At 58.1% G+C, this 25524-nt stretch carries 23 protein-coding genes; 10 read left to right on the top strand and 13 right to left on the bottom strand.

What is annotated here, in order from left to right:
- Window positions 1-82: 82 nt before the first annotated feature.
- The 7 genes from rsfS to CYB_RS00315 all read right to left on the bottom strand — a co-directional run bounded on the left by rsfS (window position 83) and on the right by CYB_RS00315 (window position 7177).
- Entirely contained in the window at window positions 83-454 is a 372-nt protein-coding gene (gene rsfS / locus CYB_RS00285) for a ribosome silencing factor (RefSeq protein WP_011431734.1), read from the bottom strand.
- Between the two features lie 42 nt (window positions 455-496).
- Complete coding sequence (gene yqeK, locus CYB_RS00290; protein WP_238376830.1) at window positions 497-1102, bottom strand: bis(5'-nucleosyl)-tetraphosphatase (symmetrical) YqeK; 606 nt, start codon at window positions 1100-1102, stop codon at window positions 497-499.
- On the bottom strand, window positions 1095-2906 hold the full coding sequence (gene lepA, locus CYB_RS00295; protein ID WP_011431736.1) for a translation elongation factor 4: 1812 nt from the start codon (window positions 2904-2906) through the stop codon (window positions 1095-1097). Before lepA ends, yqeK begins: the two co-directional genes overlap by 8 nt.
- Before the next feature lie 331 nt (window positions 2907-3237).
- Window positions 3238-3765, bottom strand: a complete 528-nt coding sequence (locus CYB_RS00300; RefSeq protein WP_011431737.1) for an NYN domain-containing protein — start codon at window positions 3763-3765, stop codon at window positions 3238-3240.
- Between the two features lie 150 nt (window positions 3766-3915).
- Window positions 3916-4902, bottom strand: coding sequence for a glycine--tRNA ligase subunit alpha (glyQ, locus tag CYB_RS00305; protein WP_011431738.1), 987 nt, complete (start codon window positions 4900-4902; stop codon window positions 3916-3918).
- A 52-nt stretch (window positions 4903-4954) separates the two neighbouring features.
- Window positions 4955-5719, bottom strand: coding sequence for a proteasome-type protease (locus CYB_RS00310; RefSeq protein ID WP_011431739.1), 765 nt, complete (start codon window positions 5717-5719; stop codon window positions 4955-4957).
- A 48-nt stretch (window positions 5720-5767) separates the two neighbouring features.
- The gene (locus CYB_RS00315; protein WP_041436061.1) at window positions 5768-7177 is read right to left on the bottom strand and encodes a DUF697 domain-containing protein; all 1410 of its coding nucleotides are present in this window, start codon (window positions 7175-7177) and stop codon (window positions 5768-5770) included.
- 231 nt (window positions 7178-7408) lie between these two features.
- On the opposite strand from CYB_RS00315, the gene CYB_RS00320 reads away from it, so the two are divergent.
- From CYB_RS00320 to CYB_RS00350, 8 genes are all read left to right on the top strand, one after another.
- The gene (locus tag CYB_RS00320) at window positions 7409-7693 is read left to right on the top strand and encodes a DUF427 domain-containing protein (protein ID WP_011431741.1); all 285 of its coding nucleotides are present in this window, start codon (window positions 7409-7411) and stop codon (window positions 7691-7693) included.
- Between the two features lie 58 nt (window positions 7694-7751).
- A complete protein-coding gene (locus tag CYB_RS00325) occupies window positions 7752-8336 on the top strand; it encodes a TolB family protein (protein WP_011431742.1) in 585 nt (194 codons plus the stop codon).
- 49 nt (window positions 8337-8385) lie between these two features.
- Window positions 8386-9570, top strand: coding sequence for an LL-diaminopimelate aminotransferase (locus CYB_RS00330; protein WP_011431743.1), 1185 nt, complete (start codon window positions 8386-8388; stop codon window positions 9568-9570).
- Window positions 9571-9685: 115 nt separating this feature from the next.
- Entirely contained in the window at window positions 9686-10429 is a 744-nt protein-coding gene (locus tag CYB_RS00335; protein ID WP_238376831.1) for a hypothetical protein, read from the top strand.
- Window positions 10430-10676: 247 nt separating this feature from the next.
- Window positions 10677-11990 carry a histidinol dehydrogenase gene (gene hisD / locus CYB_RS00340; RefSeq protein WP_011431745.1) on the top strand — a complete coding sequence of 438 codons (1314 nt, stop codon included), beginning with the start codon at window positions 10677-10679 and terminating at the stop codon, window positions 11988-11990.
- Window positions 11991-12168: 178 nt separating this feature from the next.
- Window positions 12169-12942, top strand: coding sequence for an RNA-guided endonuclease InsQ/TnpB family protein (locus tag CYB_RS15480; protein ID WP_011431746.1), 774 nt, complete (start codon window positions 12169-12171; stop codon window positions 12940-12942).
- Between the two features lie 115 nt (window positions 12943-13057).
- Entirely contained in the window at window positions 13058-13411 is a 354-nt protein-coding gene (locus CYB_RS15485) for an RNA-guided endonuclease InsQ/TnpB family protein (protein ID WP_255344555.1), read from the top strand.
- A 387-nt stretch (window positions 13412-13798) separates the two neighbouring features.
- Complete coding sequence (locus CYB_RS00350; protein WP_187147248.1) at window positions 13799-16210, top strand: glycoside hydrolase family 10 protein; 2412 nt, start codon at window positions 13799-13801, stop codon at window positions 16208-16210.
- Between the two features lie 66 nt (window positions 16211-16276).
- Here the strand turns inward: CYB_RS00350 and CYB_RS00355 are convergent, their stop codons facing one another.
- Window positions 16277-16690, bottom strand: a complete 414-nt coding sequence (locus CYB_RS00355) for a hypothetical protein (protein WP_011431749.1) — start codon at window positions 16688-16690, stop codon at window positions 16277-16279.
- Window positions 16691-16837: 147 nt separating this feature from the next.
- Between CYB_RS00355 and CYB_RS00360 the strand changes: the two genes are divergently transcribed.
- A complete protein-coding gene (locus CYB_RS00360) occupies window positions 16838-17437 on the top strand; it encodes a pseudouridine synthase (RefSeq protein WP_041436950.1) in 600 nt (199 codons plus the stop codon).
- Between the two features lie 278 nt (window positions 17438-17715).
- On the opposite strand, the gene CYB_RS00365 is transcribed toward CYB_RS00360, so the two are convergent.
- Both CYB_RS00365 and CYB_RS00370 read right to left on the bottom strand, forming a co-directional pair.
- Complete coding sequence (locus CYB_RS00365; protein WP_011431751.1) at window positions 17716-19065, bottom strand: adenylosuccinate synthase; 1350 nt, start codon at window positions 19063-19065, stop codon at window positions 17716-17718.
- A gap of 211 nt (window positions 19066-19276) precedes the next feature.
- A complete protein-coding gene (locus CYB_RS00370) occupies window positions 19277-20776 on the bottom strand; it encodes a S41 family peptidase (protein ID WP_011431752.1) in 1500 nt (499 codons plus the stop codon).
- A gap of 280 nt (window positions 20777-21056) precedes the next feature.
- Between CYB_RS00370 and CYB_RS00375 the strand changes: the two genes are divergently transcribed.
- Window positions 21057-22211, top strand: a complete 1155-nt coding sequence (locus CYB_RS00375; protein WP_011431753.1) for an RNA-guided endonuclease InsQ/TnpB family protein — start codon at window positions 21057-21059, stop codon at window positions 22209-22211.
- Window positions 22212-22228: 17 nt separating this feature from the next.
- On the opposite strand, the gene tig is transcribed toward CYB_RS00375, so the two are convergent.
- The 3 genes from tig to ccsB form a co-directional block, all read right to left on the bottom strand.
- Window positions 22229-23899, bottom strand: a complete 1671-nt coding sequence (gene tig, locus CYB_RS00380; protein WP_011431754.1) for a trigger factor — start codon at window positions 23897-23899, stop codon at window positions 22229-22231.
- A 71-nt stretch (window positions 23900-23970) separates the two neighbouring features.
- A complete protein-coding gene (locus tag CYB_RS00385; RefSeq protein ID WP_011431755.1) occupies window positions 23971-24354 on the bottom strand; it encodes a LapA family protein in 384 nt (127 codons plus the stop codon).
- Window positions 24355-24438: 84 nt separating this feature from the next.
- On the bottom strand, window positions 24439-25458 hold the full coding sequence (ccsB, locus tag CYB_RS00390) for a c-type cytochrome biogenesis protein CcsB (protein WP_041436952.1): 1020 nt from the start codon (window positions 25456-25458) through the stop codon (window positions 24439-24441).
- Window positions 25459-25524 lie beyond the last annotated feature (66 nt).

The raw sequence follows: 25524 nt of genomic DNA on the forward strand, positions 1-25524 counted from the left end.
TTAAAGAGTTGTAAAGAGCAACTCTTCCCTTGGCTCCAAGACCTGAAGAACTGCCAAATCCAGGGATCCAAAACAAATAGATTTAGCCTGCTATGGGCAGATCGACTCGCTGAGCCTGGATCCAGAAAGACTCTAGGTCATAGTAGTCCCTTTCCTGTTGCATAATCACATGGACAATGAGATCGGCATAGTCGATCAGTATCCAAGAGGCCGATTCCTGCCCTTCGATGCGGCGCGGAGTTTGTTTCCACTCGTCCCAAACCTTTTCCTCAATTGCTCGGGCAATGGCGCGGACTTGCGTAAGCGAGTAGCCGCTGACCAGAAGAAAGTAATCTGCCAAAGTGGAGACTTGGGATACATCCAGCAGAACGATATCGCCACCTTTTTTCTCTTCTGCCGCGCGAGCTGCACTCAGCGCCATGCAATAGATGGGATCCCCAGCAGGGGCAGGCATGAGATGTAGCAACTAAAACCCTCCTGAAACGACTGAGCTAACCTAGGACACCGCTTTTTCTAAAGGATGTAACAAAAAATGATTCCGAGTCATGAGCGTGCGCGGATGAACCACCTGATTCCGGTCTAGCAAAAATTTTAGGCTCAAGTCACATACTCCCACTACGGTTTTAGACAAATCTACAAAAGCCATCTGCCGCAACCGCTCCAATTCTGGGTTGCTGCCCCGATTCGGCTCCAGGGCATCGGCCACGAAAACCACGCAACTGAGGGGATCCATGCCGGGCTGCCCTAGCGTGTGGTTGGCAATGGCCGCCAAAATCTCCGGATCCTGTACCTGAAACTGCTCCCGCGCCACCAGGGATCCCACCTCAGCGTGCAGGATGTGAGGTTCGGCCCGCTCAATTTCATCCAGCTCCCGTTCCTGAGCCACCCTTTGCAACAGTTGCTCCGGCGGGAAAGCCTTGGCCAAGTCGTGCATCAGCCCTGCCCAAGCAGCTTTCTGCTCATCCAGCCCGTAGTGGGCCGCCAGCTGTCGGGCCATCCCCTCTACCCCCAAGATATGGCGGAGGCGAGGAGGAGACACCCGCTCCTGTAGCCAGGCCAACACCTCTTCCCGCCCCAGTTGAGTGCCCATCGCCCTAGTCATTCTGCAGCTTCAGCACGGCCATAAACGCTTCTTGGGGCACATCCACCGTTCCCACCGCCTTCATGCGTTTTTTCCCCTCTTTTTGTTTTTCCAAAAGCTTGCGTTTGCGGGTCACATCTCCTCCGTAGCATTTGGCCAAGACGTTTTTGCGCAGGGCTGGTATGGTTTCACGAGCAATCACCTTAGAGCCAATTGCCGCCTGAATGGGCACTTCAAATTGATGGCGTGGGATCAGCTCTCGTAACTTGGCAACTAGGGAACGGCCTACATAAAAAGCTTTGTCCCGATGCACAATTGTGGATAGAGAATCCACCACATCGCCGTTGATCAAAATGTCCAAACGCACCAAATCATCGGCGCGATAGCCAATCATTTGGTAGTCCATGCTGGCATAACCGCGGGTGCGTGATTTCAATTGGTCGAAAAAGTCGGTGACCACTTCCGCCAGGGGCAGCTCATACACCAGCGTAGTCCGACCCTGCGCCAGATATTTCATGTCTTTAAAAGTGCCGCGTTTGGTCTCACACAGCTCCATCACGGTACCGACAAATTCCTCAGGAAGAATCACCTCTACCCTGACAATCGGCTCCTCAATGCTGGTGCGCTCGTTGGGGGGAGGCAGCTTGCTGGGATTGTCCACCCGAATCACAGAGCCGTTGTTGAGGGTAACTTGGTACACCACCGTCGGAGCTGTGATCACCAGATCGAGATTGTACTCCCGCTCTAGGCGTTCCTGCACCACCTCCATGTGCAGCAGGCCCAGAAAACCACAGCGGAAGCCGAAGCCCATGGCGCTGGAAATTTCTGGCTCAAAGTACAGGGCAGCATCGTTGAGCTTGAGCTTTTCCAGAGCCTCTTTGAGTTCGGCGTACTGATCGGAGCTGCTGGGGAACAGGCCACAAAACACCATCGGCTTGGCTTCTTTGTAGCCGGGCAGGGGCTCAGGAGCTTTGCGATTCACCAGTGTGATGGTATCCCCAACACGGGCGTGTTCCACGCTCTTGATGGCGGCGGCCATGTAGCCCACCTCGCCCGCATGTAGGGCATCCACCGGCTCTTGGTTGGGACGCATCACCCCCAGCTCGGTAATCTCGTATTCTCGGCCAGAGGCCATAAAGCAGATCTTGTCCCCCGTCTTCACCTCCCCATCCATGATGCGCACATAGACGATCACGCCGCGATAGGCGTCGTAGTAGCTATCGAAAATCAAGGCCCGCAGGGGCTCCGCCACCGTATCCCGTGGGGGCGGCACCCGCTGGACAACGGCCTCCAGAATCTCTTGAATGCCAATACCCACCTTGGCAGAGGCGAGGATTGCCCCGCTGCAGTCGAGGCCGATTACCTGCTCAATCTCGGCAATGACCCGCTCCGGCTCGGCGCCCGGCAGGTCGATTTTGTTGATCACCGGAATAATTTCCAGGTTGTTCTCCAGGGCCAGGTAGACGTTGGCCAGGGTTTGGGCCTCCACCCCTTGAGAGGCATCCACCACCAGCAGCGCCCCTTCACAGGCGGCCAGGGAGCGGGAGACTTCGTAGGTGAAGTCCACATGCCCCGGCGTGTCGATCAGGTTCAAAACATAGTCTTGGCCGTCTTGGGCACGGTAGTTCATGCGGGCCGCTTGCAGCTTGATGGTAATGCCCCGTTCCCGCTCCAGTTCCATGCTGTCCAGCAGTTGTGGCCTCATCTCGCGGGCTGAAACGGTGCCCGTTTCCTGCAGGAGGCGATCGGCGAGGGTGGATTTGCCGTGGTCGATGTGGGCGATGATGGAAAAGTTGCGAATACGGGAGACAGGAACGCCGGTCATAAAAACCTGATCAGGGCAAAGATTTTTTACAATGCTAGCCTCTCTGCTCCCCTGCCTGAACTGAGGTTGCCCAGAAGTTGGCTGCCAAGGGGAGAAGACACAGCCCTTCTGCCGGACACCAGAGCACCCTACTGGAATTGGCCGGGACAGCTCCTTTCCGGCAGCGCTGACTAGAGCCGGTACAACAGACGTGCCGCTTGTGTGGCAGGGATGGGATCCGTGAAGATGGAAAAAGCCAGAACGAACTCGGGCGGTGTTGTCGCCAGCTCGCCAGGAGGCTATGGGTCTGACCCGACGGCAGAGGAAGCAGTCCAGAACCCTGCCCAAAGCACTACTTGTCTAACTTCTCAATGTAGGGGCGAATGTCATTGAGGTCGATGTAGCGGTCGGTGGCGTTGCGCAGCTCGCGGGCGATCATCCCTTCGGTGGAGACAACTGTAATCAGCGTGTTTTTGGAACGCAACAACTCGACAGCCCGCTCAAAATCTCCATCACCGCTAAACAAAATGATCCTATCGTACTGCCCAACGGTGTTGAACATATCGATTACTATTTCGATATCCAGATTTGCTTTTTGGGAGTACCGACCGGAGTCTTCATCTCGATATTCTTTGAGGATCTTGGTGCGCACAGTGAAGCCCATGCTGATCAGAGCGTCTCGAAAGGCCCTCTGATCATGGGGATCCTTGATGCCGGTGTACCAAAAGGCGTTGACCAATTCAACATTTGGCTGTGATCTAACAAAATAATCCAGCACCCGGCGTGGGTCAAAAAACCAGCCATTTTTCTGTTGAGCATAAAACATATTATTGCCATCAATAAAGATGGAAACCCGAGTGACGGGATGATGGTAAAACATAAAGCTTTTCCGAAAAAAGTAAGGTGAACTGGTCAGAAAAAGAGGATGAAAACGAGGTCACTGACTTTCCACAAGAGCCATTTGGGCAGCCAGCACCTTGCTGACACCAATCTCTCATCATAGCCAAAGGTGGGATCCCTTTCTCAAGAATTAACTCTGGGGAGAGGCACCCCTGTAAACCAAAGCGGGTTCCGGTTGCCGCAGGGCATAGCTGGATCCCGGTCGATCGGCTTGGCTAACGTACAGCTCCGCCAATTGTCGAGCCAGGTTACGGATGCGCCCAATGTAGAGGGTGCGCTCGGCTACAGCAATGACACCACGAGCGTCGAGCAGGTTAAAGGTGTGGGAGCACTTGAGCACATAGTCGTAGGCGGGCAGGAGCAGAGACACGGCCAACCGATCCGGCAACACCTGTTTCTGCAGTTTCTGTTGGGTGGTTTCGATCAAACGCTTGGCCTCGGCTTCGTAGAGCCGGAACAATTCCAGTAGCATCTCCGGATCGGAATACTCGAAGTTGTAATAAGATTGCTCGACCTCATTTTGGAAATAGATTTGTCCATAGGTAATCCGTCCCAGAGAAGGATGCTCATTCCAGCAGAGATCGAAAACCGAATCCACCCCCTGCAGATACATGGCCAGGCGCTCTAGCCCATAGGTAATTTCTACAGAAACCGGGCGACAATCTTGTCCGCCCACCTGCTGAAAGTAGGTGAACTGGGTTACTTCCATGCCGTCCAGCCACACTTCCCAGCCCACGCCCCAAGCCCCCAAGGTGGGAGATTCCCAGTCATCTTCCACAAAGCGAACATCGTGTTCTGCCGGGTTCACGCCCAAAGCTTGCAGGCTATCCAGGTAGACATCTTGAATGTCATCGGGGGAGGGCTTGATCAACACTTGGTATTGAAAATAGTGCTGCAGGCGATTGGGGTTTTGACCGTAGCGTCCATCGGTGGGGCGGCGACAGGGTTCGACATAGGCTACTCGCCAGGGATCCGGCCCTAAGGCGCGCAAAAACGTGTGGGGGCTCATGGTGCCGGCGCCTTTTTCCAGGTCGTAGGGTTGTAGGATCAAGCAGCCCTGCTCCCCCCAAAACTGTTGCAGGCGAAAGATCAAGTCTTGAAAGGTGTGGGCTGACATGGCAGGGGTTGGGCAGAGATGGATTAACCCCTATCCTACCAATCTCCTCCTCTCAGTCGAGCAGCTCTTCCCGATCAGCTGGATCCGAGTAGTCCCACTCGATGGGGGGCATTTGGTCGAAGGCTTGTTTGAGGGCGCTCTCCCACAGTTTGCGCATCTTGGCCAGGTAGGGATCCCCGGTGCGCAGGCGCAGACGGTGGGTGACCTTGAACTGATCCGCTTGCACCATCACCAAATCGATGGGGGGGCCGACGGAGATGTTGGATTTCATGGTGGAGTCAATGGAGAGGAGAGCGCATTTGGCCGCATCTGCTAGCGAGGTTTCGTAGGAGAGGGTGCGATCCAAGATTGGCTTGCCGTATTTGGTTTCCCCCACCTGCAAAAAAGGGGTTTCCGGGGTGGCCTGGATGCAGTTGCCCTGGCTGTAGATCAAAAAGAGGGCCGGCTCCTCGCCTCGGATCTGTCCCCCCAACAACAGGCTGCACTGGGCGTCGATACCGTCCTTTTCCAGCCAGGGTCGGTCTTGCTCCTGGATGTAACGAATTTTGGATCCCAGGTAGCGGGCCACGTCGTAGAGGTGGGGAAAGGTGTGGAGATTGGAACTTTCCTGTTGGCGCAGATCCCGCTGCACTTCGGTCAAAACGCCCTGGGTGATGGACAGGTTGCCGGAGGTGCAGATCAAGATCACCCGCTCTTCGGGCACGGAAAAATCGAACAGCTTTTGGTAGGTGGAGACGTAGTCCACCCCGGCGTTGGTGCGGGAATCTGCCGCCATCACCAAGCCAAAGCGGGTGATGATGCCAAGGCAGTAGGTCATGCGAACGATGCGGCTCGGCTCTCTGATTGTAGAGGCGATTGTAGAGGTTCAGGGGAAAGCAAATCCGATTTTGTGGCGGATTTCCTCCCGCAGGCGGGCGGTGATCGAGGCTTCGTCCAAATCGGCCAAAATCTGGGCTATGGCGGCTTTGGGGCCCTCTGGCCCCCAACTGGCTCCCTGGGCCAGGTAGCGGCGGGCGGACTCGCCGATGGCATAGCAGGAAAACCCGGCCAACACCGCCTGCGTCAGGGCCACGGAACCGTAGGCTCCCAGAGAGAATCCCCCCAGCAAGGTTTTCAGGGATCCCAGGCCCAACAGCGCCACCCACTCGCCGGCGCCCAGGCTGAGCATGCTGAGGATGATCTTCTGCAGCAGTTGTGTGGCTCCCGCAGTGCTCATGGGCCAGCCGTACAGGCGGGCCAGGCGCAGGATCAGGGTGACATCGATGGCCAGCCCTCCCAAGGTATCGAGCAGGGTGATGGGGTTGAGGGCAACCGCCAGCGCTTTAGTGCGGGCGGCTGAGGCGATCAGATCTTGGGCTTGCTGGGCACGGGTTTGCAGCTTGCGCTCAATTACCTGCTGGTTAACCCGATCGGCAAACAGGAGGGCATTCAAGGCCAGCAGCGAACGCCCCTCCCGATGCAGGACTTCCAGGATTTTCAGGCGCAGCTCATCCACCTGCGGGGATCCCACTTCCATCTGGGCAGCAAAGCTCCCATCCGGCCTTTGCACCAGGCGGGGCACGCGAGGGGAGGCCGCCACCATGACGATCTCGTTGGGAGAAAGGAGCTGCCGCACCCGTTCGTTGCGGATCTTGTCGTAGATGGCCTGGCGATCTGCCTCTGGGTACTGGTCGATCTTGTTGAACACCAGCAGCATAGGCTTGCCCGCCTCCCGCAGGGTGGCCAGAGCCTCAAACTCCACCCGCGTCAGATCCCCGCAGACGACAAACAGGATCAGATCCGCTCGCTGGGCCACTTCTCGGGCCAGCCGCGCCCGCTCTTCGCCGTCTACTTCATCCAGGCCGGGAGTGTCGATCAGCTCCAGACGGGATCCCTGCCAATGGGCGACCTGTACCGACTGCACCGAGGAAGGGGGGAGGCGGGATCCCTTCAGGGATGTGCCAGAGAAGGAGGACTGGGGGCGGGTTTCCCAGCTGATGTTCCAAGTTGCCGCTTGCTGGGTACGGGTGATGCCATGGGTGGGCCCCGTCTCAAAGACTGGCTCGCCCAGCAGGGCATTGAGCAGGGAAGACTTGCCTCGCCCCACCAGACCAAAGGCGGCGATGTGGATGACCTCGGTTTCCAGCTTGTCCAAGAGCGCTTGCAAGCTCTCCAACTCCCCTTCTAAGCCCGCGACCTCTTGGGGGCGCAGATCCAGTTGGGCCACCCACTGGCGCAGGCTGCGCTTGGCTTGTTGGTAGTTGAGGTCATCTTGTAGGGTGTTGCGGCGAGCCATAGCCGTAGCGCTCAATAGCGGTAGGAAGCAGCCCTTAAAAGACTCCACTTTGCTCTCGGGATCGGCAGGCTTCCCCACCGGACAGAGAGCTTCTCATCGGACAATACAAGGGACAATACAAGACGATCATAAGAGGAAGGGAAGAGTTAAGCTCAAAGCAAGGCGGCCTCAGCCGCCGGGATCCGCAACTCAAAAATCCGATATCCAAAACTTGGCAAGAGGAGGTTTTCCATGCCCAGGGCTATCTGGAATGGGGTAGTGGTGGCGGAGACAGAGCGCTACGAAACCGTAGAAGGCAACATCTATTTTCCGCCGGAATCTCTGCGCCGGGAATACTTCCAGCCCAGCTCTACCCACACCACCTGCCCCTGGAAGGGGGAGGCCAGCTACTACACCCTCGTGGTCAACGGCCAGGAGAACAAAGATGCCGCCTGGTACTACCCGGATCCCAAACCCGCTGCGGCCAACATCCGGGGCTATGTGGCCTTCTGGAAGGGTGTCAAGGTGGAGCCCTAGCCGGAGCCGAGTTTGTCAACCGGGTATGATGGGAAGAGTGGGTTGGAGAGGCGATGCCATGCTGACCAATGGCCGGATCCTGTTTGGCGCGGCCCGGTGGGCGAGAAAGCTGGGCCTGGCCGGATTGAGCTTGGTGCTGTTGGGCTGCAGCCCCGCAGGTTTTCGCACCCCGCGTCCCAGCCTGACCAACAGTGGCCTCAACAGCATCTTCCCCGATGGGGAGCCTGCTTTCAACGGAGATGGCCGCTACCTGGTGTTTTCCTCGGCCCGCAGCGGCAGCCAGGATATTTTTCTCTACGACACGGTGGAACGTCGCTTGGTGGATCTGCCCGGCCTCAACTCCAGCGACGTGGCGGCCACCTCGCCCGACATCAGCGCCGATGGTCGCTACATCGTCTACGTGTCCAATGCTCTGGGCAAGTCTGAGATTTTTCTCTACGACCGCGAAACCCGCAGGATAGAAAACATCAGCAGCCGGGTGCCGGGAGATGTGCGCAACCCCACCATCAGCGGCGATGGCCGGTTTATCGCCTTCGAGAGCAACGGCCAAGGGCAGTGGCACATCGAGATTTTCGACCGGGGGCCGGCAGCCAGCACGCGCCCAACCTCACTCTCTTCCCCCACTTCTGGCGACAATCCCTGAGGGGATCCTCAAGCTAGGATAGACCCCCCTGCTTTGCAAGAGTTGTTGCATGTCGATTCCCCTCGCCCAGCGACTTCAGCCCCTCGGCGGCAATGTGTTTGACCAAATGGATCAAGCCAAGCGAGAGGCTCGTCGCTCTGGCCTGGATGTGATCGATCTGTCTCTGGGATCCTCCGATCTGCCCCCACCTTCAGACTCCTTGGCGGCCATCCAATCGGCTCTGTCGGATCCCTCTACCTATGGCTACACGCTGTTTCACGACACGGCGGACTTTCGCTCTGCCTGCGCCAAGTGGTACAGGGGCAAGTTCGGCCTGGAGATCGATCCGGAAACAGAGGTGCTGCCGTTGATCGGATCCCAGCAGGGAACGGCCCTCTTGCCCCTGGCCCTGCTCAACCCCGGCGATGTTGCTTTGGTTGCGGATCCGGCCTATCCCTCTCACGTGGGCGGGATCCATCTGGCGGGCGGGATCCCCTACTACCTGCCCCTGCGGGCGGAAAACCGCTTCTTGCCCCAGTGGGATCGGATCCCGGAGGCAATCTGCCGGCAGGCGCGGCTGCTGGTGTTGAACTACCCCCACAACCCCACCACTGCCACCGTCACCCCGGAGTTTTGGCAAGAAACCCTGCAGTTTTGTCAGCAGTACGACATCGTTCTGGCCCACGATTTTCCCTATGTGGACTGGCGTTTCGACGGCCAGGTAGCCCCTTCCGCGCTGCAGGCGGATCCCGATAAAACCCGCACCATCGAGTTTTTTTCTCTTTCCAAGTCCTATCACATGGGAGGGTTCCGGGTGGCCTACGCCATTGGCAGCCGAGAGCTGATCCGAGCCCTGCGATGGGTGAAATCCACCATCGACTTCCACCAATACCAGGGCATTCTGCGGGGGGCAGCAGCAGCTTTGACAGTTCCCGATAGCTTTTTGCAGCGCTGGCGGCAGGTGTACCGCGAGCGACGGGATATAGCCGTGGCGGCTCTGCACCGCATGGGTTGGCCTGTGCCTTTGCCGGAGGCCACCATGTATCTGTGGGCGCCTTTGCCGGAGTTTTATCGCGGCTCTTCTGCCCAGTTTTGTTTGGACTTGGTGAGAGCCACAGGGGTTGCCCTGTCTCCGGGTTCTGGCTTTGGCCCCAGTGGGGAAGGCTATGTCCGCTTTGCTTTGGTGGTCGAGGGATCCCGTCTGGAGGAGGCGGTGGGACGGATCGAGGCGTTTTTGTCCCGGTGCATTTCCTAAATCCCAAACATCAATCCCAAACATCGAGCATCCAGCTCTCGGTTGGTTGTGCTCGCCCACCGTCGGGCAATCTAAGTCAGGATAAGAGTAAGAGTGTTATCCAAGTTGAGTGGGCATGGAGAAGGAAACGCTCGACAGTTTTTTGTCCATCCGTGGGGTGATGGGGGTGGCGCTCTTGAGTCGGGCAGGTCGCCCTTTCTTCTACCGCTCTTTTCAGGATTTGGATAGCCGACAGCAACAGGCCCTCACCGAAGGGCTGTTTCAAGTTTTGCAGACCATGCCCCCAGGACTTGACTATTTTGATTTTCAGTTTGCCGAGCAGCGGGTCTTCGTTTACCCCCTCGGGCCGGAATGGGCGTTGCTGGTGGCGGTGAATGACGAGCTGGTGATGCCGGTTTACACCTTGGCCGTGAACCGCCTGCGAGCCGAGCTGCAGCAGGATACGCCAAAGGGCTTGGCCACCTTTCGTCTATTTACCAGCCAGGCGGAGGCAGGCCGGAACGCTACCCAGCCCAGTTCCGCTCCTGCGGCGGGCCCGCGCATGGAGATGGATGTCTTCGTGCAATCTCTGAACCGTCTCTGCCAGATTACAACCGGCTATTTGGGCAAGGCGGTGATCGTCAACTATTGGAAGGCAGCACGGCAGGAAGTGGTGGAACGCCAGGGATCCAAAGCAGAATGGCTGAACCAGTTCGAGATCGAGCGCAGTGGCCAGATCCACTACCGGGGATCCCTCAAGGAACTGGACGAATCTCAGCAAAGGGTGCTACGGGATTGGGTGCTGGCTTTTTTCCGTCGCTGTGAAGAGGTAATCCACGATTTTCGCAACTTGATCAAATCGACAGAACTGGGCCTATGAAAAAGGGGCAGGCTTTTTCCTAAGTAGGGCTATCGGCGAACTCTACCCGGCTCTTGGTCGAGGAAAATCCAGGCTAAGCTATGACCATGATCAACCCGGATCGCGCCAGGTGCAGACAAGATCCCTGCCTGGGGATGTCCCTTCTTGTCGCCGCAAGCCGACCCAGCGAAAGATCCGCTTTGCTACCGCGATGCCGCCGGATCCCTCGTTACTATGGGGTTGCGGCACTCTACGCGAAGGAGTCGCTATGCTGAGAATCGTCACCCAGCTAGCCGAGGCTGAAGCCGAGCTCAGACGGATCTCGGAGCGCACTCAGGCTGACCAGAACCTGCACCGCGAAGCAACTGTGCGGGAGATCCTGCAAGCGGTACGCCGTCAGGGGGATCGGGCCCTGCTGACCTATACGGCTGAGTTCGACCAGGTGGAGCTGAGCGTTGCCGAGCTGAAGGTGTCTGGGGCCGAGCTAGAGGCAGCTTACCAGGCGGTATCTCCGCAATTGCTTTCAGCCCTACGGCTGGCCAAGCAGCGCATTGAAGCTTTTCACCGGCAGCGGGTGCCCAGCAGTTGGGTAAGCTTTCCCGGCCCTGAGATCGTCTTGGGCAAGCAATACCGCCCTGTGGATCGCGCCGGCCTCTACATTCCGGGAGGGCGAGCCGCCTATCCCAGCACGGTGTTGATGAACGCCATCCCGGCCCAGGTGGCAGGGGTGCCCGAGATTGTGATGGTGACGCCACCGGGATCTGACGGGTTGGGGGGCAAGGGGATTAGCCCGGCCATTTTGGTGGCCGCCCAAGAAGTAGGCATCCACACCATCTATCGCGTTGGGGGGGCTCAGGCAATAGGGGCTTTGGCCTACGGCACCGAGACCATCCCCAAGGTGGACGTGATCACCGGCCCCGGCAACATCTACGTAACTTTGGCCAAAAAGCTGGTGTACGGCACGGTGGGGATCGACTCGCTGGCCGGGCCATCGGAGGTGTTGATCATCGCCGACGAGAGCGCCAACCCCCTTTATGTGGCTGCCGATTTGCTGGCCCAAGCCGAGCACGATCCCTTGGCGGCGGCCATCCTTCTGACCACCGATCTCCAGCTGGCCCAGCAGGTGCAGCAGGCGGTGGCCACCCAGATGGAGGCCCATCCCAACCGTCTGATGGTGGAAAAGTCGGTGGTGAATTACGGGCTGATTGCGGTGGTGCCGGATCTGACGGCGGCGGTGGCTTTGTCCAACCTGTTTGCGCCAGAGCATTTGGAACTGCAGGTGGCAGATCCCTGGGCTTTGCTGGATCCCATTCGCCATGCGGGGGCCATTTTCTTGGGCCACCATACTCCGGAGGCGGTAGGAGATTACCTGGCCGGCCCCAACCATACCTTGCCCACCGCCGGTGCGGCCCGCTATGCCTCGGCTTTGGGGGTGGAAACTTTCCTAAAGCATTCCAGTCTGATTCAATACAGCTCAGCGGCTTTGCGGGAGGTGGCCAGCGCCATTCAGGCTCTCACACAAGCGGAAGGGTTGCCCGCCCACGGCCAGTCGGTACAGGTGCGGTTGGCGGAGGAGCGCTAATCAAGCCCTGGTCGCAGTTAGCTAGACCGCCGGGAAGCCCCACCCTCTGTTAGTGACTAGTGGCTAGTCACTATCCACTCACCACTATCCAGGGTGAGGGTCGGGATAAAAGGCGAGGACACGATGCTTCGTCCTTACTGGTGCTATGACCGGCGTAGCAGGATTTTATACCCTCATCATGAGAACTGCTTACCAGTATCGCTTACGCCCTACTTCTAGCCAAGTTGCTCTGATGGACCAATGGCTAGACTTGTTACGCAAGCAGTACAACTACCGCTTGGCAGAGCGCTTTGCGTGGTGGCAACACAATCGCTGTGATAGCAATGCTTGTCCCTTAATCTGTCACTTGCCTGAGTTAAAAGACAATCCCGATTTCTACTCCCAGAAACGGGATTTGGTGAAGATGAAAGCCCTGTTTCCGCAGTACAGAGCAGTCCATTCGCAAGTCCTCCAGAACTGCATAGAGCGAGTGCACAAAGCATTCGACCGCTGGCTGAAGGGTGACGGTAGCGGCAAGCGGGCAGGGAAACCCAGATTCAAGGGAGTTGGGCGGTATCGCTCCTTCAGTTTCCCCCAGATGAAACAAGACTGCATTTGCGGGCAGTTTATCCATCTGCCCAAAATCGGTGCTGTTCGGATAATTCAGCACCGTCCTTTGCCTGAGGGCTTTGTGATTAAGACCGCTGCCATCAGCCGCAAGGCAGACGGGTGGTATGTGACCTTGAGCCTGCAAGATTCATCTGTCCCCGTATTTACCCCTGACCCGCCAACACTGGAGAACACGATGGGGATCGACGTGGGGCTGGACTCCTTTTTGGTGACCGATGCGGGGGAGTCTGTTCCAGTTCCCCAGTACTATCGCAAGGCAGAGCTCAGGCTCAAGAGGTTGCAGCGAGCCTTGTCTCGCGAGAAGAAGGGGTCAAACCGCCTATGGCTAGTGACTAGTGGATAGTGACCAGTAGATAGTGACCAGTGGATAGTGAATAGTGACTATCCACTAACCACTATCTCAGCGCAAAGATTTTCATGACAAAACAGCGAACTGGCTGGTAAGCAAGGGCAAGCATATTGGGTACGAAGCCCTGAATATCAAAGGTATTGCGAGGACGAAGCTAGCAAAATCCACCTATGATGCTGGGTGGGGACAATTTCTGCAAATGCTGGCAGTCAAGGCTGAAAGAGCTGGGCTGAGGGCGATTGCAGTGAACCCCAACGGCAGCAGTCAAAACTGCTCTCGGTGCGGTCAAAGAGTACCGAAAGCGGTTCAAGACAGGTGGCATTCTTGTTCCCATTGTGGGCTAGAACTAGAGCGCGACCACCATGCGGCCATCAACATCAAGCACAGGGCGGTGGGGCATCCCGTTCTTTTCGCGTCAGCGGGACGTAGTCCTCAAGCGCAGGAAACGTCCTTTTCGCGTTAGCGGCGCGGAGCGCTTTGCGTCAGCATGAGTGCGGGAGTATGTCACACTCCAAAATAAGCCCTATTTCTCAACCTGGACAAGCAACGGGATCCCTCGCCTGCCCTAGCGCCGCCTGGGGATTTCCCCCTTCCACTGGCAGGGATCCTCACCAACATCATTGTTGAATTGAATAATGTTGAATGGTCTGGGCGGGTGCAGGTTCATATCCGCGCTCCTGACGGATGGTCTTCAAAGAAAGGAGATCCAATGCTGTTGGCGGTTCGGTTCCCCAGTCCTTTGGCGGGACGGAGTCCTCAAGCAGGCTGGTCTGGGATGGTGAGGGATCGTTTCTGGGGCTTCATCTTAAGATCCTTCAAGCCCCTGGCAGTTTGTCTGGGTTTCCTCTGGGTGGGTCTGCTGGTTTGGACGGGATCCCCGGTTGCCCACGGCCAAAGCGCTGTCCCCGCTGCGGAGCACTTTCTGACGGTGGTACGCTTGCCAGGGCAGAACTGGGCCAATATCGAGCGGCAACTGCAGCAGAGCGGCCTCAGCTACCAGGTGATCGACGGGATCGAGCCAGCAGGTTTGCGGGGGCGCAGCACAGTCTTTTTGCCAAACGTGAATCGCCTAACCGTTGCTCAAGCCCATGCTCTCGCCGAATGGATGCAACAGGAAGGGGGTCAGTTGATCGTCAGCGGCCCGCTGGAAATCCCTGCTGAGGCACGGGATCCCTTACGCAGCCTGATTGGCGCCTACTGGAGCGGAGATATTCCTCTGGCCAGTACGGTGCGCCTGACAGAGTTTGCTGAAGCATGGGCCCGCAGCGTTCAGGCGGCCGATCGCGCCAGCGGTGCGGAGCACTTTGTGGTTGCCGGGGGAGCCCTCTTGCCCACCGGCCCGGAAAGTCGTCTGGTGGCCGTCTGGGAAGAGGTGGACATGGGGGACAATGCCTATGCGGTGATTGCCAGCCGCCAGAGTGTGTACCTGGGTTGGCGTTGGGGGGAGTTTCCCGAGGAGACGGCGCAGTTGGATCGGGAGTGGTTGCAAGCGGCTCTGCGCCGGGCCCAAGGCCGTTTCGCTGCCCTCAGACAGGCTGCTGCCACCCCATCCCCTTTGCCAGCGGTGCGGAGCACCATCAACACCCTGGAGTTGCTGGCCATGCGCCAAGAGCTGGGGAGCTTGCTGGGTCGGGTAGAGGGATCCCTGTTGCTGGCTCGGGCCACTCAAGGGGGGGTAGAAGCAGCCGAGTACAAGCCCATTTTGGAGCAAGCCCGCAGCGTGTTGCAACAGCTACCGGCCTGGGTGGAGGCAGGGCAATACGAGCAGGCGCGGCAGGCTTTTGAACAGGCACGGGCGGATCTGTGGGCCCACTACCCGGTGGATCGGTTGACGGCTTTGTCTGAGGTACGGGCCATTTGGCTGGATCGGAGCACCATTGTCGAGGCAGGCTCTGAGGCAGGGCTGGCTCAGATTTTCGATCGCCTGGCTCAGGCTGGCCTCAACACCGTCTTTTTCGAGACGATGAATGCTGGCTTTGCCATTCATCCCAGCCGCGTCGCCCCCCAACAGAACCCCCTCACCCGTGGCCGGGATCCCTTGCGGGCGGCGGTGCGCTTGGCTCATGAGCGGGGCCTCGAATTGCACGCTTGGATTTGGACTCTTGCGGTGGGCAACACCCGCCACAATCTGCTGCCGGAGATCAACTTGCCCCAAGACTACATCGGCCCGGTGCTGACGGCTCACCCCGATTGGGCCAATCTGGACAATCGTGGCCGTCTGTTCCCGCGCGGGCAGCCGGAAACCTGGCTAGACCCAGCCAATCCGCAGGTGCGCAGCTATCTCCTGGCTCTTACCCGCGAGCTAGTGCAAGACTACCAGGTAGACGGGATCCACCTGGACTACATCCGCTATCCCTTCCAAAACGCTGCCAGCCGCCAGGTGTTTGGCTTCGGTCGGGCCGCTCGTCAGGGGTTTCAGCAGTTGTCCGGCGTCGATCCGCTGGAGTTGGATCCCTTGAGGGATCGCTCCCTCTGGCAGTTGTGGACCCGCTACCGCACCCAGCAGGTGAACGAGGTGGTGGAGGCCATTGCCCGCACCGCCCGCTCCCTCAACCCGCGCGTGATCCTCTCGGCAGCTGTCTATGCTCTGCCCAAGCAGGAGCGCCTGCAAAGGCTGCAGCAGAACTGGGAAGAGTGGATCCAGGCAGGGGAGCTGGATTTGTTGATCCCCCTCACCTATGCGGGCAATACACGGCGTTTGGCGCAACTGGTGCAGCCCAATTTGGAAATTGTCAGCCGCTTCTCCACCCTCTTCGTCCCCAGCCTTAATTTGTTGAACTTGCCGCCCGTCGAGTTCTTGGATCAACTGCAGGTGGTGCGGGATTTGCCCACCGGGGGGTTTGCTTTATTCTCGGTGCGGCAGCTTACCCCAGAGCTGGAAGCCATCCTCAGGTCCTCCGCCATTGCCTCGACTCGCATTCCCTATCGGGATCCCTTTGGGGCTGTTCGGGATCGCTTCCAGGCGCTGCGGCAGGAGTGGATGTTTTTGCTCGAGCAGAAACGGTTGGGGTTGTGGGAGCACAGCCAATGGATGGAGCAAATAGAGCGGGTGCAGGGATCCCTGGCGGCCTTGGCAGCGGATCCCACCCCGGAAGCCCTGGAACAAGCCCGTCAGCAACTGGGCAACTTGAAAACCAATCTTGCCACTTGGATGCGGCTGGAATCTCTGCGCAACCCCTATCGAGTTCAAGTTTGGGGCAACCGTCTCGCGGCTTTGGAGATGATGCTGCGCTACGGAGAGCAAACCCTGATGAGGGCATGAAGCTCCCCTCTTGCGGGATGGGGATCCCATCTATCCCCAGAACTTCCCCAGAACCGAAAAAAACTGTTATGGGGTATCTTTCGGCATTTCCTCTGCGGGGTCAGGCCCTGTATCCGGCTCCTTGGGGAGAGCAGAGTCCTCAGGGCTGGGCAAGGACTCTGTCCTGCTGGCGCGAACCGCTTCCGGGGAGGTTTCTGGCTCCTCGTCATCGCTACGCGACGCTTCTGGGAACCCGTCAGCAGTGTGTGGCGCTGAAGCGGGCTGAGCAGCAACAGGTTCAGGAGCAGAAGGAGGAGGTGCAGCTGGGATCCCGGCTTCTTCTGCAGGAACAACCGCAGGTGGCTGAGCAGCTTCTTTTTCCTTTTGCTGTTCGTAGCGGCGACGTTTGTTGCCCTCATCCACCAGCACGTACACCAGGCTGAGGAGAGAGAGCCCTGCTGTTCCAACCAAAACCCAGAGTAAGTTGTTGTCTATGGTCATGGGTTGAGCTCCGTCAAACGCTGCTGGCGATGGAGGGATATTGCTCCTTAAGGCTTGATCTTACCGTTGAAGCCGCTCTGCCAAATCTTTCTGCCAAATCTTAAAGATTGGAAAGGTTGGGTTCACAGTTTTGTTGTTTTGTGTGTCATGCGCTATCTCAAGTTCTACAAGCCCTATGGCGTGCTCACCCAATTCACCGATCGAGAGGGACGGCCCACCCTCCAGTCTTTTATCCCGGTGCCCAGGGTTTATCCGGTGGGGCGACTGGATCGCGACAGCGAAGGGCTGCTCCTGCTGACCGATGATGGTCGCCTCAATGCCCGCTTGATCGACCCCAAGTTCGGCCATGAGCGCATCTACTGGGTTCAGGTGGAAGGGATCCCCACCCCCCAAGCCCTGCAACAGCTGCAACAGGGGCTGATCATCCAAGGGCGAAAAACGCGCCCGGCCCAGGTCAAAGTCTTGGCTGAGGAACCCACCCTGCCGCCACGGGATCCCCCCATCCGCTTTCGCCGCTCCATCCCCACCACCTGGCTGGAACTGACGCTGCGGGAGGGTCGCAATCGCCAGGTGCGCCGCATGACTGCCGCTGTTGGGATCCCAACTTTGCGGTTGGTTCGGGTTGGACTGGGGCCCCTCTCTCTGGCGGGGCTTGCTCCTGGCCAGTGGCAAGATCTCAGTGAGGTAGAACTGGCCCAACTGCGGCAATATTGTTTTTCTCAAACCATTAGAGTCATTTCAAGTTAGATTAAGACGCTTCCTATTCGCTCGGCAGTGAGGAGCTGGGAAGCAAGACAACGGAACAGTTTTATTCCCTCTTAAATGACTATAAACTAGGACACTGCATCCACACCTAAGACGTTGAACGCACAGGGCCGGAAGGCTTTTCTCCGTAGCTTAGGCGTTTCACCCTAACCTGAAATGACCATAACTTAACTCACATTGATCATTACTGAGCATTTGATCACTACATTGTTAATGATTGCCCTATGATTGCCCTTGTTCCCAATTGTTCTTGAGCCCACTCAGTCGGGCATGAGGGCGTGGGCGCGCTTGCCACCATTGGGGTAGAGAAGGGCCCGCTTGGGGCCGTGGATGGGATCTTCGACAATGATCGTCTGGTCGCGGCTGGCCCCCAGAGAAACAATGGCAATCGGCACCTGCATCAACTGTGCCAAAAACTTCAGGTAATCATGGGCTTCGGGGGGCAAGTCTTGGATGGAGCGGCAATCTTTGGTGGAACATTTCCAGCCCGGCAGGGTTTCGTAGATGGGTTTGCACTGGGCGAAAACCCGGGCATCGCTGGGAAAGTGACGAATTTCCCGCCCCTGGTACTCGTAGGCCACGCACACCTTGATCTCATCCAAGCCATCCAGCACATCCAGTTTGGTGATGGCCAGGCAGTCTAGGCCATTGATTCGCACCGCGTAGCGCCCAATTACCCCGTCAAACCAGCCGCAGCGCCGTTGTCGCCCTGTGGTGGTGCCAAATTCAGCACCGGTTGCCCCCAGGTACGCCCCGATCTCATCTTTGAGCTCGGTGGGGAAAGGGCCTTCGCCAACGCGGGTGGTGTAGGCTTTGGCCACCCCGATCACCCGGTCAATGCTGGTGGGGCCGATCCCAGCGCCAATACAAGCGCCACCGGCAATGGGATGGGAGGAGGTGACGTAGGGGTAGGTGCCGTAGTCGAGATCCAACAGGGTGCCTTGAGCCCCTTCAAACAGGATGTTCTCCCGATCTTCGATGGCTTGGGTGAGAAGCAGAGCAGCGTCGGTAACATAGGGGCGCAGCCGCTCGGCATAGGCCAGGTATTGCTCGATAATTGGCTCGGGATCCAAGGGCGGCAAGTTATAGATCTTTTCCAGCAAGACATTTTTGTAGGGAATGGCCCAACTGAGGCGCTCCCGCAGCTGGTCAGGGTACATCAAGTCCACGACGCGAATGCCCATGCGCTCGGCCTTGTCGGCATAGGTGGGGCCAATGCCCCGACCGGTGGTGCCCAGCCGGTAAATGCCACGCCGCTCCTCTTCTGCGATGTCAATGACCCGGTGGTAGGGCAGGGTAACGTGGGCCGTTTCGGCAATGAACAGGTTGTCGGTGGAAATGCCCAATTGATGCAGTTGGTCGATCTCGGCCAGCAGAACCTCGGGATCGATCACCGTGCCGCTGGCGATGATGCAGCGTTTGTCGGGGTAGAGAATGCCAGAGGGGATCAAGTGTAGCTTGAAGGTTTGGCCCCCCACCACCAGGGTATGCCCTGCATTCACCCCACCTTGATAGCGGACGACCACATGGGCCTTTTCACTGAGGAGGTCGGTGATCTTCCCTTTTCCTTCATCGCCCCACTGGGCACCGACAACCACGACGTTTGCCAAGAGCTTCTCCTACAGTCCGTAGATGGCACAAAAAATCCCCTTTGCGGGGGTTGCTGCACTAATCTACCGCATCGCTCCGGGCGATGTTGAGAGATCAGGACAAAAAGATTAACAATCGATTAACTTTTCTCCGGCAGGGGACAACGTGGAGATGGGCGGGATCCCCGAACCCTCTGGCAAGCCAACAGAGATTCCCCAGTTGCCCTCGCCTTCAGCTCCCCGGCTTGAACAGGCCAATGGCCGTGACCTGGTTGGATCCCACCTCAAAGGCAAAGGCCAGGCCCAGGGCATCGTAGTTGACGTAGTAGCGGTCGTCGCGCAGATACTCTCGGCTCCCCTTGGGATAGGGCACCACCTCGTTGTAGCCGTTCTCGCCGGGCCCACCGTAAACGGCGATCACTTCCGAGTAGGTGGAGCCGATGCGGATCCCTTCGCCGGTCATGGCTTCCGGGTGGGTGGTGTAGATGCGGTTGGCGAAAAAGCTATCCACAATGCCCGGATGACGGTAGGTGAAGAGGATGTAGTCCTGCAGGTAAAAGATCTTCAAGTCGCTGTTGGGCTGAAACACATTAGCTCCGGAGGCCGCTGGGATCTGATCGACATTGCCCAGCAGGTGGGTATCCACGTTGCGGGTATCCATGCCCAGCTCAAAGCGACCGACTCGACCCTCTTGCACCAGCACTGTAGGCCGTGGGGGCAGGGTGGGTCGCCGGGGGGGCAAGGCCAGCGCTTGCAGGCCGGCATTCAGCCAAGCATTGTCATCTCCTTCCACGGTCTGCAAGGGCACCAGACCCCGCTCCAAAGAGCGACCATCTCCTGTCTTCCAGGTGGCCACGGCCAGTTCCACCGCCGCGCCGGAGGGGAGAGCAAAGAAGCGGGTTTGTCGCTCGCTGCCTTGGGTGGGCTGTCCCAAGATAAGGGTGCTACCGCTGGATCCCAACTGGGCAGCCAAGAGGGTGGCCCCCTGGCGGGTGTTACCATCCACGAGAACGGCCAACGGGATCCCGGCGGCAATGGGCAGATTTTCGCTGTTCCAGAGGGTGGGCTGCCCGAATCGGTCTTCGGTAATCAGCAGCGGCTGGACGGAGCGGGGCAGAAATAGGCGCGCCACATCGGCCACCACTTGGGGGTTGTAGCCCACCGAGCCGCGCAGGTCGAGGACAATGCCCTGGCTGTAGTCTTGGGTGTAGAGGGTTTGGCGGATTTGCTGAGCTGTGGCCGGGGTGAGATCCGGCACAGCCAAGTAAACCTGGCGCGGGCCGATCCCGCGGGCTTGTACGGGAGGACGAGGACGGTTGAGCAAGTCCTTAAAAGCTTGCGGATCCCAGAAACGATCGGCGGGATCCCCATACTCCCGCAGGATCTCTTGAATGAACTCGTACTCCACCTCAATGGGGGGGCGGGGATCCCCGTAGCTTCGGGCCAACAGGCGGGTGTAGAGGTCGTTGTAACTGACTGCGGCAGCTTGGTTGCCTGCACCCAAGGACTCGTTGATGAACAATCCCACTAGATGGCGGAGATCCAGCCCGACCGGCTCACGGGGAGGGGAAGGGGCTGCCGGGATCCCTGGATCGGGAAACGAACCTTGGGGATCCGAGGGCATGATGGGCACAGGAGGCAAGGCCGATTGGCCCACAGCGCTGCCGGGCGAGATCCCGGCGATCAGGGTGAGGATCCCCCAAGCCCCAAGTACGCGCGCAAATCCCTTCATGGCAGCCTGCCCTCTCGCAGATGTTGCGAATAGGATAAACCCTAAACGCTCCCCTTTGCCACTGCCAGCAGTGGTAGATATCTATTTTTTGCGACTTGGAACACTAGGGGCTGCGCCCCCTTGCTTTTGAAGGAAATGCCCTCAGCCAGAAAATCCCCAGCGCATTCACCAAATTTTCGGGCTGGAGGCCCGCACCATAGCCGCAGGCTTGGTGTCGGGAGGAAAGCCCTCCTCTATATAGGTTTGCCGGTCAAAAGTCTGGATAAACTACAATAATCCCATGAGCCAGACTATCTCTGTACGTTGCAAGCTGATAGTCCCACAAGAGTTGCGTCAAGAAATTGACCGCACTTTGCAGGGCTTTGCGAATGCTTGCAACCAGATTCTCGACACCGCCAAACAAAAGAACTGCTGGAACACCGCTAAGCTGCACCACTTGGTCTATCGACCGGTAAGGGCAGCAACGGGGCTGAAAGCCAACCACGTCTGTCAGGCGCTCCGTCGGGTGATTAGCAATGCCAAGGCGGTGAAGCAAGTCCACAAGTTCCGCCCCACCAGTCTGACTTTGGACGCTCGTACTTTTAAGTACCGAGAGTCCGACCAGGCCGTGGGCGTGACCCTGATGAGCGGACGGGTTTGGCTCAAGCTCAAGATTGGCGGTTATCAAATCGCTTTGCTGCGGGGGCAAACGCCCACCAGCGCTACTCTGTCCAAGACCAAGCAAGGGGACTACTACATCAACATTGCTGTTGAGCTGGATACTCCCCTAACCGGCAAAACTCCCAAGGTAATCGGAGTTGACTTGGGCAGGCGAGATATCGCCACCGCTAGCAATGGACGCTCTTGGAGTGGAGAACACATCCAGGCCGTCCGTGACCGGTTCAGCCGTGTACGCGCCAAGGTTCAATCCAAACGCACTCGCAGCTCTAGGAGGCTGCTGAGAAGGCTCTCTGGGAGAGAACGGCGCTACCAGACATGGCTGAACCATAACATCAGCAAAACCTTGGTCAGGGATGCCCAGGCTATTGGTGCGGCACTGGCTTTTGAAGACTTGACAGGCATCAGAGATTGCCTGAATCAGAAGTCTCGAAGTAAGGCTGAGCGGCGCAGGACTAACAACTGGGCGTTCTACCAGCTCAGGATGTTTGTAGCCTACAAGGCTGCCATTGCTGGAGTACCTGTGGTGCTGGTGCCGCCTGCCTACACCAGTCAGACCTGCCACAAATGCCTGCACATCCACCCTGAGCGGGGTAAGTCCTACCGCAATGGTAAGTCGTTCAAGTGTGGACACTGCGGGTGGGAAGGGGATGCTGACCATAACGCTGCTCAAGTAATCTCTCTCCTTGGGGCGACTGTAAACTCGCCTGAAATTCCGAAACTTAGCTGTCCTCTGGGGCCGCTGGGGATTGGGATAAAGCCCGCACCCTGCGCGTAGCGCGGGTGTCGGGTAGTTTACTTGCCTTTTTTGTCCTTTTTGCTTGGCTTGGGCTTTTCTGCTGCCGGGATCTCTGTAGCGGTCTCTGCCGCTTTCTCCTCAACTGGGAGCGTTGCCTCTGCCGCAGAGGCTGAGACGGTTTCAGCAGGGGATGCTTCTACAGCCTTTTCTGTAGCTGGCTCGGCTTCCGCAGCTGCAGCTTCTCCATCCGTTTCCGCCCCCGTAGCCGTCTCTGATGAGGATTCAACTGCCTCAGGGATCCCAGATACCTCTGCTTCTGGCTCATCGGCCTCAAACTCGGCCTCTGGCACTTCAACCTTCTCCTCCGAGCCTGCCAAAGAAGTGGGCGCCTGGGTTGGATTCCCCTCGCTATCGACCCAGTTGACTGTGGTCTGAGACTTCAGCCAAGCCATCACCTTGTTGGTCAGCAAGCTTTCATAGACGGCTTGGCGTACTCGTTCCCGATCCAGCTTTTGGCCTTGCTGGGCATAGGCCGCCATCACCTCTTCCACCTCCACGTCCAACTCCGTGGAACCTACGGCAATTTGCTCTTGCCGAACGATGGCGCTCAGGGCCAAGGTGCGCCGCAGCCGGTCGATGGCTTCGGGTCGGTGGCGCTCTTTCAACTGGTTGAGGGTTTCGGGAGGCAACTCGGACAAGAACTTACGGAGCTCCCCCGGCTTGATGCCTTCCTGCCGCAGGGCCTGGAGACTCTGGGCCAGCAGTTGTGTCGTTTCTTGTTCGATGAGGGTTTCCGGCAAATCCACCTCAGTAGTCTCCAAGATGGCGTTGAGGATGGCGGTTTCCAGGTTCTCCTCGGATTGTCTCAGGGCATCCTGTTCGAGGCGCTTTTGCAGGTGTTCCCGCAACTCGGCTACCGTTTGGAAGCTGCTGATCTCTTGCACAAAGGCATCATCCAATTCGGGCAGCTCTTTGGCCTTGATCTCCCTCAGGCAGACGATGAAGGTAACCGTTTTCCCGGCCAACTCTTTTCTGAAGTAGTCGTCGGGGAAGGTGGCTGCGATCTCCTTGGTTTCGTCGAGCTGCATGCCCACGATGCCCGCCACAAAACCGGGGATGAAGTTGTCTTCCTTGAGTTCCAGCTGGAAGTCCTGGGTGGTCATCTCGTCGAGGGGATTGCCTTCTGCATCGCGGGCTGCAAAATCGATCACCACCACATCCCCCAACTGAGCAGGCCGATCTTCTACCGGCAAGAGGGTGGCCCGCTGATCCCGCCATCGGTCGATGAGCTGGTCAATTTGCTCAGGCTTGACGTCAACACGGGTTGCCGTAACGGTCAGCCCTTTGTATTGGCCAACGCGGGCTTCGGGGTACACCTCAACATATCCTGAGAAGCTGAAGTCTGCTTCGGGGTTGAACTGAGCCAAGAGCTGCCCCACCTCGTCATCCAGCTCGAACCGACTGATGGGGGTGAGCTGAGCTTCCTTGAAAGCCTGTTGAATGGCCTCGTTGATTAGGTCATCGACAGCACTGGCCAGGATGCGCTCGCGGCCCACCTGCCGCACAACAAGATTGCGGGGGGCCTTGCCCTTGCGGAATCCCGGAATTTGGATATTCTGCTCCAGTTGACGCAAGGTTTTTTCGTAGGAGCGCTTCACCCGGTCGGCTTCTACCACGATTTTGAGGCCAACCCGGCTGCCAGGGCGTTTTTCTTGTGTGACCTGCATAGGAAGTATGAGCTAGTGGGCAAGCAGAAGTTCAATTCTACCTCAACGGCCTGTGGGTCAACCTGGAGATTCTAGGCAGGGGATCCCTCAGTGGCCACTTCTTTTACGTCCTGGATGTCTTCTTGGGGTTCGGCGCGCTTGCTGGGGGGCAGTTGCTTCACTTTGGCTTCCAGCTCCACCACCATTTCCTTGAGTTCGGTGATGGTGACCTCCTTCTCCTGCAGTTGCCGATTTTTTTCCCGGGCTTCGATGCTGAACTGTACGCGCATCCAGAGGCTATACAGCCAGGCGAGGGCGGCCCCAATCCCGGCAGATGCCAGAAGTTCCATCACCAGAGGGCTTTCAACGCTGACGCCGGGGGCAAAAGTAACCGTGACCGGGGTGGCGTTTTGCATGGCAAAGAGGGCAATGGCCAGGAGGGCTGAAAACAAGATCAGGTAGTTGAACAGTCGCATCGTTTTTCTCCTCGAAGGGATCCACTACGGCTTGCCAGCACCAGAATACCCATAAACTCGGGCCGGTTTTTGAGAAAAATTCCCTCAGAAAAACCAGCCATAACTGTGTAAGCCTTTGCCCAGAAAGTTGACCCCCAGGTAACATACCCAAACCACTCCAAAACCCAAGCTGGCCAAGAGGGCGGGGCGTCTGCCTTGCCAGCCTTTGGTGATGCGGGCGTGCAAATAGGCGGCAAAGACCAACCAGGTAATTAAAGCCCAGGTTTCTTTCGGATCCCAGCTCCAGTAGGTACCCCAGGCTTCGTTGGCCCAAACGGCGCCGGCAATAATGCCGATGGTGAGCAGGGGGAACCCCAGCCCGATCAGCCGGTAGCTGGTGTTGTCCAAGATTTCTGCCAGGCTCAGCCGTTGCCAGGGGATCCCTTCGGGGGCCGGTTGGGGGGGGAGTTCAGCCGACGAGGGGGCAGGACGGGGGGAGCGGAGGCCGGCGTAGGCCAGTTCTGAAGCCGGGGAAGGCAGGGTGGCTTCCGCCCATTCGGGATGGGTTTGGGGTTGGGGAGGGCGAAATTGCAGGCCGAGGGAGTTGCCCTTGAGATGCACTTCCTGACCGCGAGTGACGATGAGAAAGCTGATGGAGAGAAGGGATCCCACCAGCAGCGCCGCGTAGGCCAGCAACATCACAGTCACGTGCATCATCAGCCAGTTGGATTGCAAAGCCGGCACGAGGGGCTGGGCTACCTGCATATCTTCCGGCAGCACCAAGGCAGCAAAGGCTACGATCCCGGTTACAACTGGGGCAGTCATGACCCCCACCCAGCGGCTGCGGCTCCAGTGGAGGGCCAGCAGGTGCAAAGCGGTGATCCCCCAGGCCAGGAAAAACAAAGACTCGTACAGATTACTCAAGGGGAAGTAGCCTGCATCGATCCAGCGGGCCGTCAACAGGGCGGCCATCGTCAAGTTTGCCCCGATCATCCCCGCTAGGCCCAATTCGGCCAAAAGCTGCATCTGGGGAAAAGCTGCCCCACCCCAGTAGAACAGCATGGCCCCCAGAGAAATGGCAAACGCCACGTTGTTGAGCAGAGCTTGCCACTGGGCCAGATCCATGCCCGCAAGAGCTGTTATCGCCAACAGAGCCATACACGACCTCAAAAGTGTCTCCGACCCGGCTTG

It is taken from the genome of Synechococcus sp. JA-2-3B'a(2-13) (genome assembly GCF_000013225.1).
Taxonomy (GTDB): domain Bacteria; phylum Cyanobacteriota; class Cyanobacteriia; order Thermostichales; family Thermostichaceae; genus Thermostichus.

What these genes read in the sequence shown, in the direction of transcription:
- rsfS (WP_011431734.1), bottom strand. Translation starts at nt 454, where the DNA reads ATGCCTGCCCCTGCTGGGGATCCCATCTATTGCATGGCGCTGAGTGCA.
- yqeK (WP_238376830.1), bottom strand. Translation starts at nt 1,102, where the DNA reads ATGACTAGGGCGATGGGCACTCAACTGGGGCGGGAAGAGGTGTTGGCC.
- lepA (WP_011431736.1), bottom strand. Translation starts at nt 2,906, where the DNA reads ATGACCGGCGTTCCTGTCTCCCGTATTCGCAACTTTTCCATCATCGCC.
- CYB_RS00300 (WP_011431737.1), bottom strand. Translation starts at nt 3,765, where the DNA reads ATGTTTTACCATCATCCCGTCACTCGGGTTTCCATCTTTATTGATGGC.
- glyQ (WP_011431738.1), bottom strand. Translation starts at nt 4,902, where the DNA reads ATGTCAGCCCACACCTTTCAAGACTTGATCTTTCGCCTGCAACAGTTT.
- CYB_RS00310 (WP_011431739.1), bottom strand. Translation starts at nt 5,719, where the DNA reads ATGACCTACTGCCTTGGCATCATCACCCGCTTTGGCTTGGTGATGGCG.
- CYB_RS00315 (WP_041436061.1), bottom strand. Translation starts at nt 7,177, where the DNA reads ATGGCTCGCCGCAACACCCTACAAGATGACCTCAACTACCAACAAGCC.
- CYB_RS00320 (WP_011431741.1), top strand. Translation starts at nt 7,409, where the DNA reads ATGCCCAGGGCTATCTGGAATGGGGTAGTGGTGGCGGAGACAGAGCGC.
- CYB_RS00325 (WP_011431742.1), top strand. Translation starts at nt 7,752, where the DNA reads ATGCTGACCAATGGCCGGATCCTGTTTGGCGCGGCCCGGTGGGCGAGA.
- CYB_RS00330 (WP_011431743.1), top strand. Translation starts at nt 8,386, where the DNA reads ATGTCGATTCCCCTCGCCCAGCGACTTCAGCCCCTCGGCGGCAATGTG.
- CYB_RS00335 (WP_238376831.1), top strand. Translation starts at nt 9,686, where the DNA reads ATGGAGAAGGAAACGCTCGACAGTTTTTTGTCCATCCGTGGGGTGATG.
- hisD (WP_011431745.1), top strand. Translation starts at nt 10,677, where the DNA reads ATGCTGAGAATCGTCACCCAGCTAGCCGAGGCTGAAGCCGAGCTCAGA.
- CYB_RS15480 (WP_011431746.1), top strand. Translation starts at nt 12,169, where the DNA reads ATGAGAACTGCTTACCAGTATCGCTTACGCCCTACTTCTAGCCAAGTT.
- CYB_RS00355 (WP_011431749.1), bottom strand. Translation starts at nt 16,690, where the DNA reads ATGACCATAGACAACAACTTACTCTGGGTTTTGGTTGGAACAGCAGGG.
- CYB_RS00360 (WP_041436950.1), top strand. Translation starts at nt 16,838, where the DNA reads ATGCGCTATCTCAAGTTCTACAAGCCCTATGGCGTGCTCACCCAATTC.
- CYB_RS00370 (WP_011431752.1), bottom strand. Translation starts at nt 20,776, where the DNA reads ATGAAGGGATTTGCGCGCGTACTTGGGGCTTGGGGGATCCTCACCCTG.
- CYB_RS00375 (WP_011431753.1), top strand. Translation starts at nt 21,057, where the DNA reads ATGAGCCAGACTATCTCTGTACGTTGCAAGCTGATAGTCCCACAAGAG.
- tig (WP_011431754.1), bottom strand. Translation starts at nt 23,899, where the DNA reads ATGCAGGTCACACAAGAAAAACGCCCTGGCAGCCGGGTTGGCCTCAAA.
- CYB_RS00385 (WP_011431755.1), bottom strand. Translation starts at nt 24,354, where the DNA reads ATGCGACTGTTCAACTACCTGATCTTGTTTTCAGCCCTCCTGGCCATT.
- ccsB (WP_041436952.1), bottom strand. Translation starts at nt 25,458, where the DNA reads ATGGATCTGGCCCAGTGGCAAGCTCTGCTCAACAACGTGGCGTTTGCC.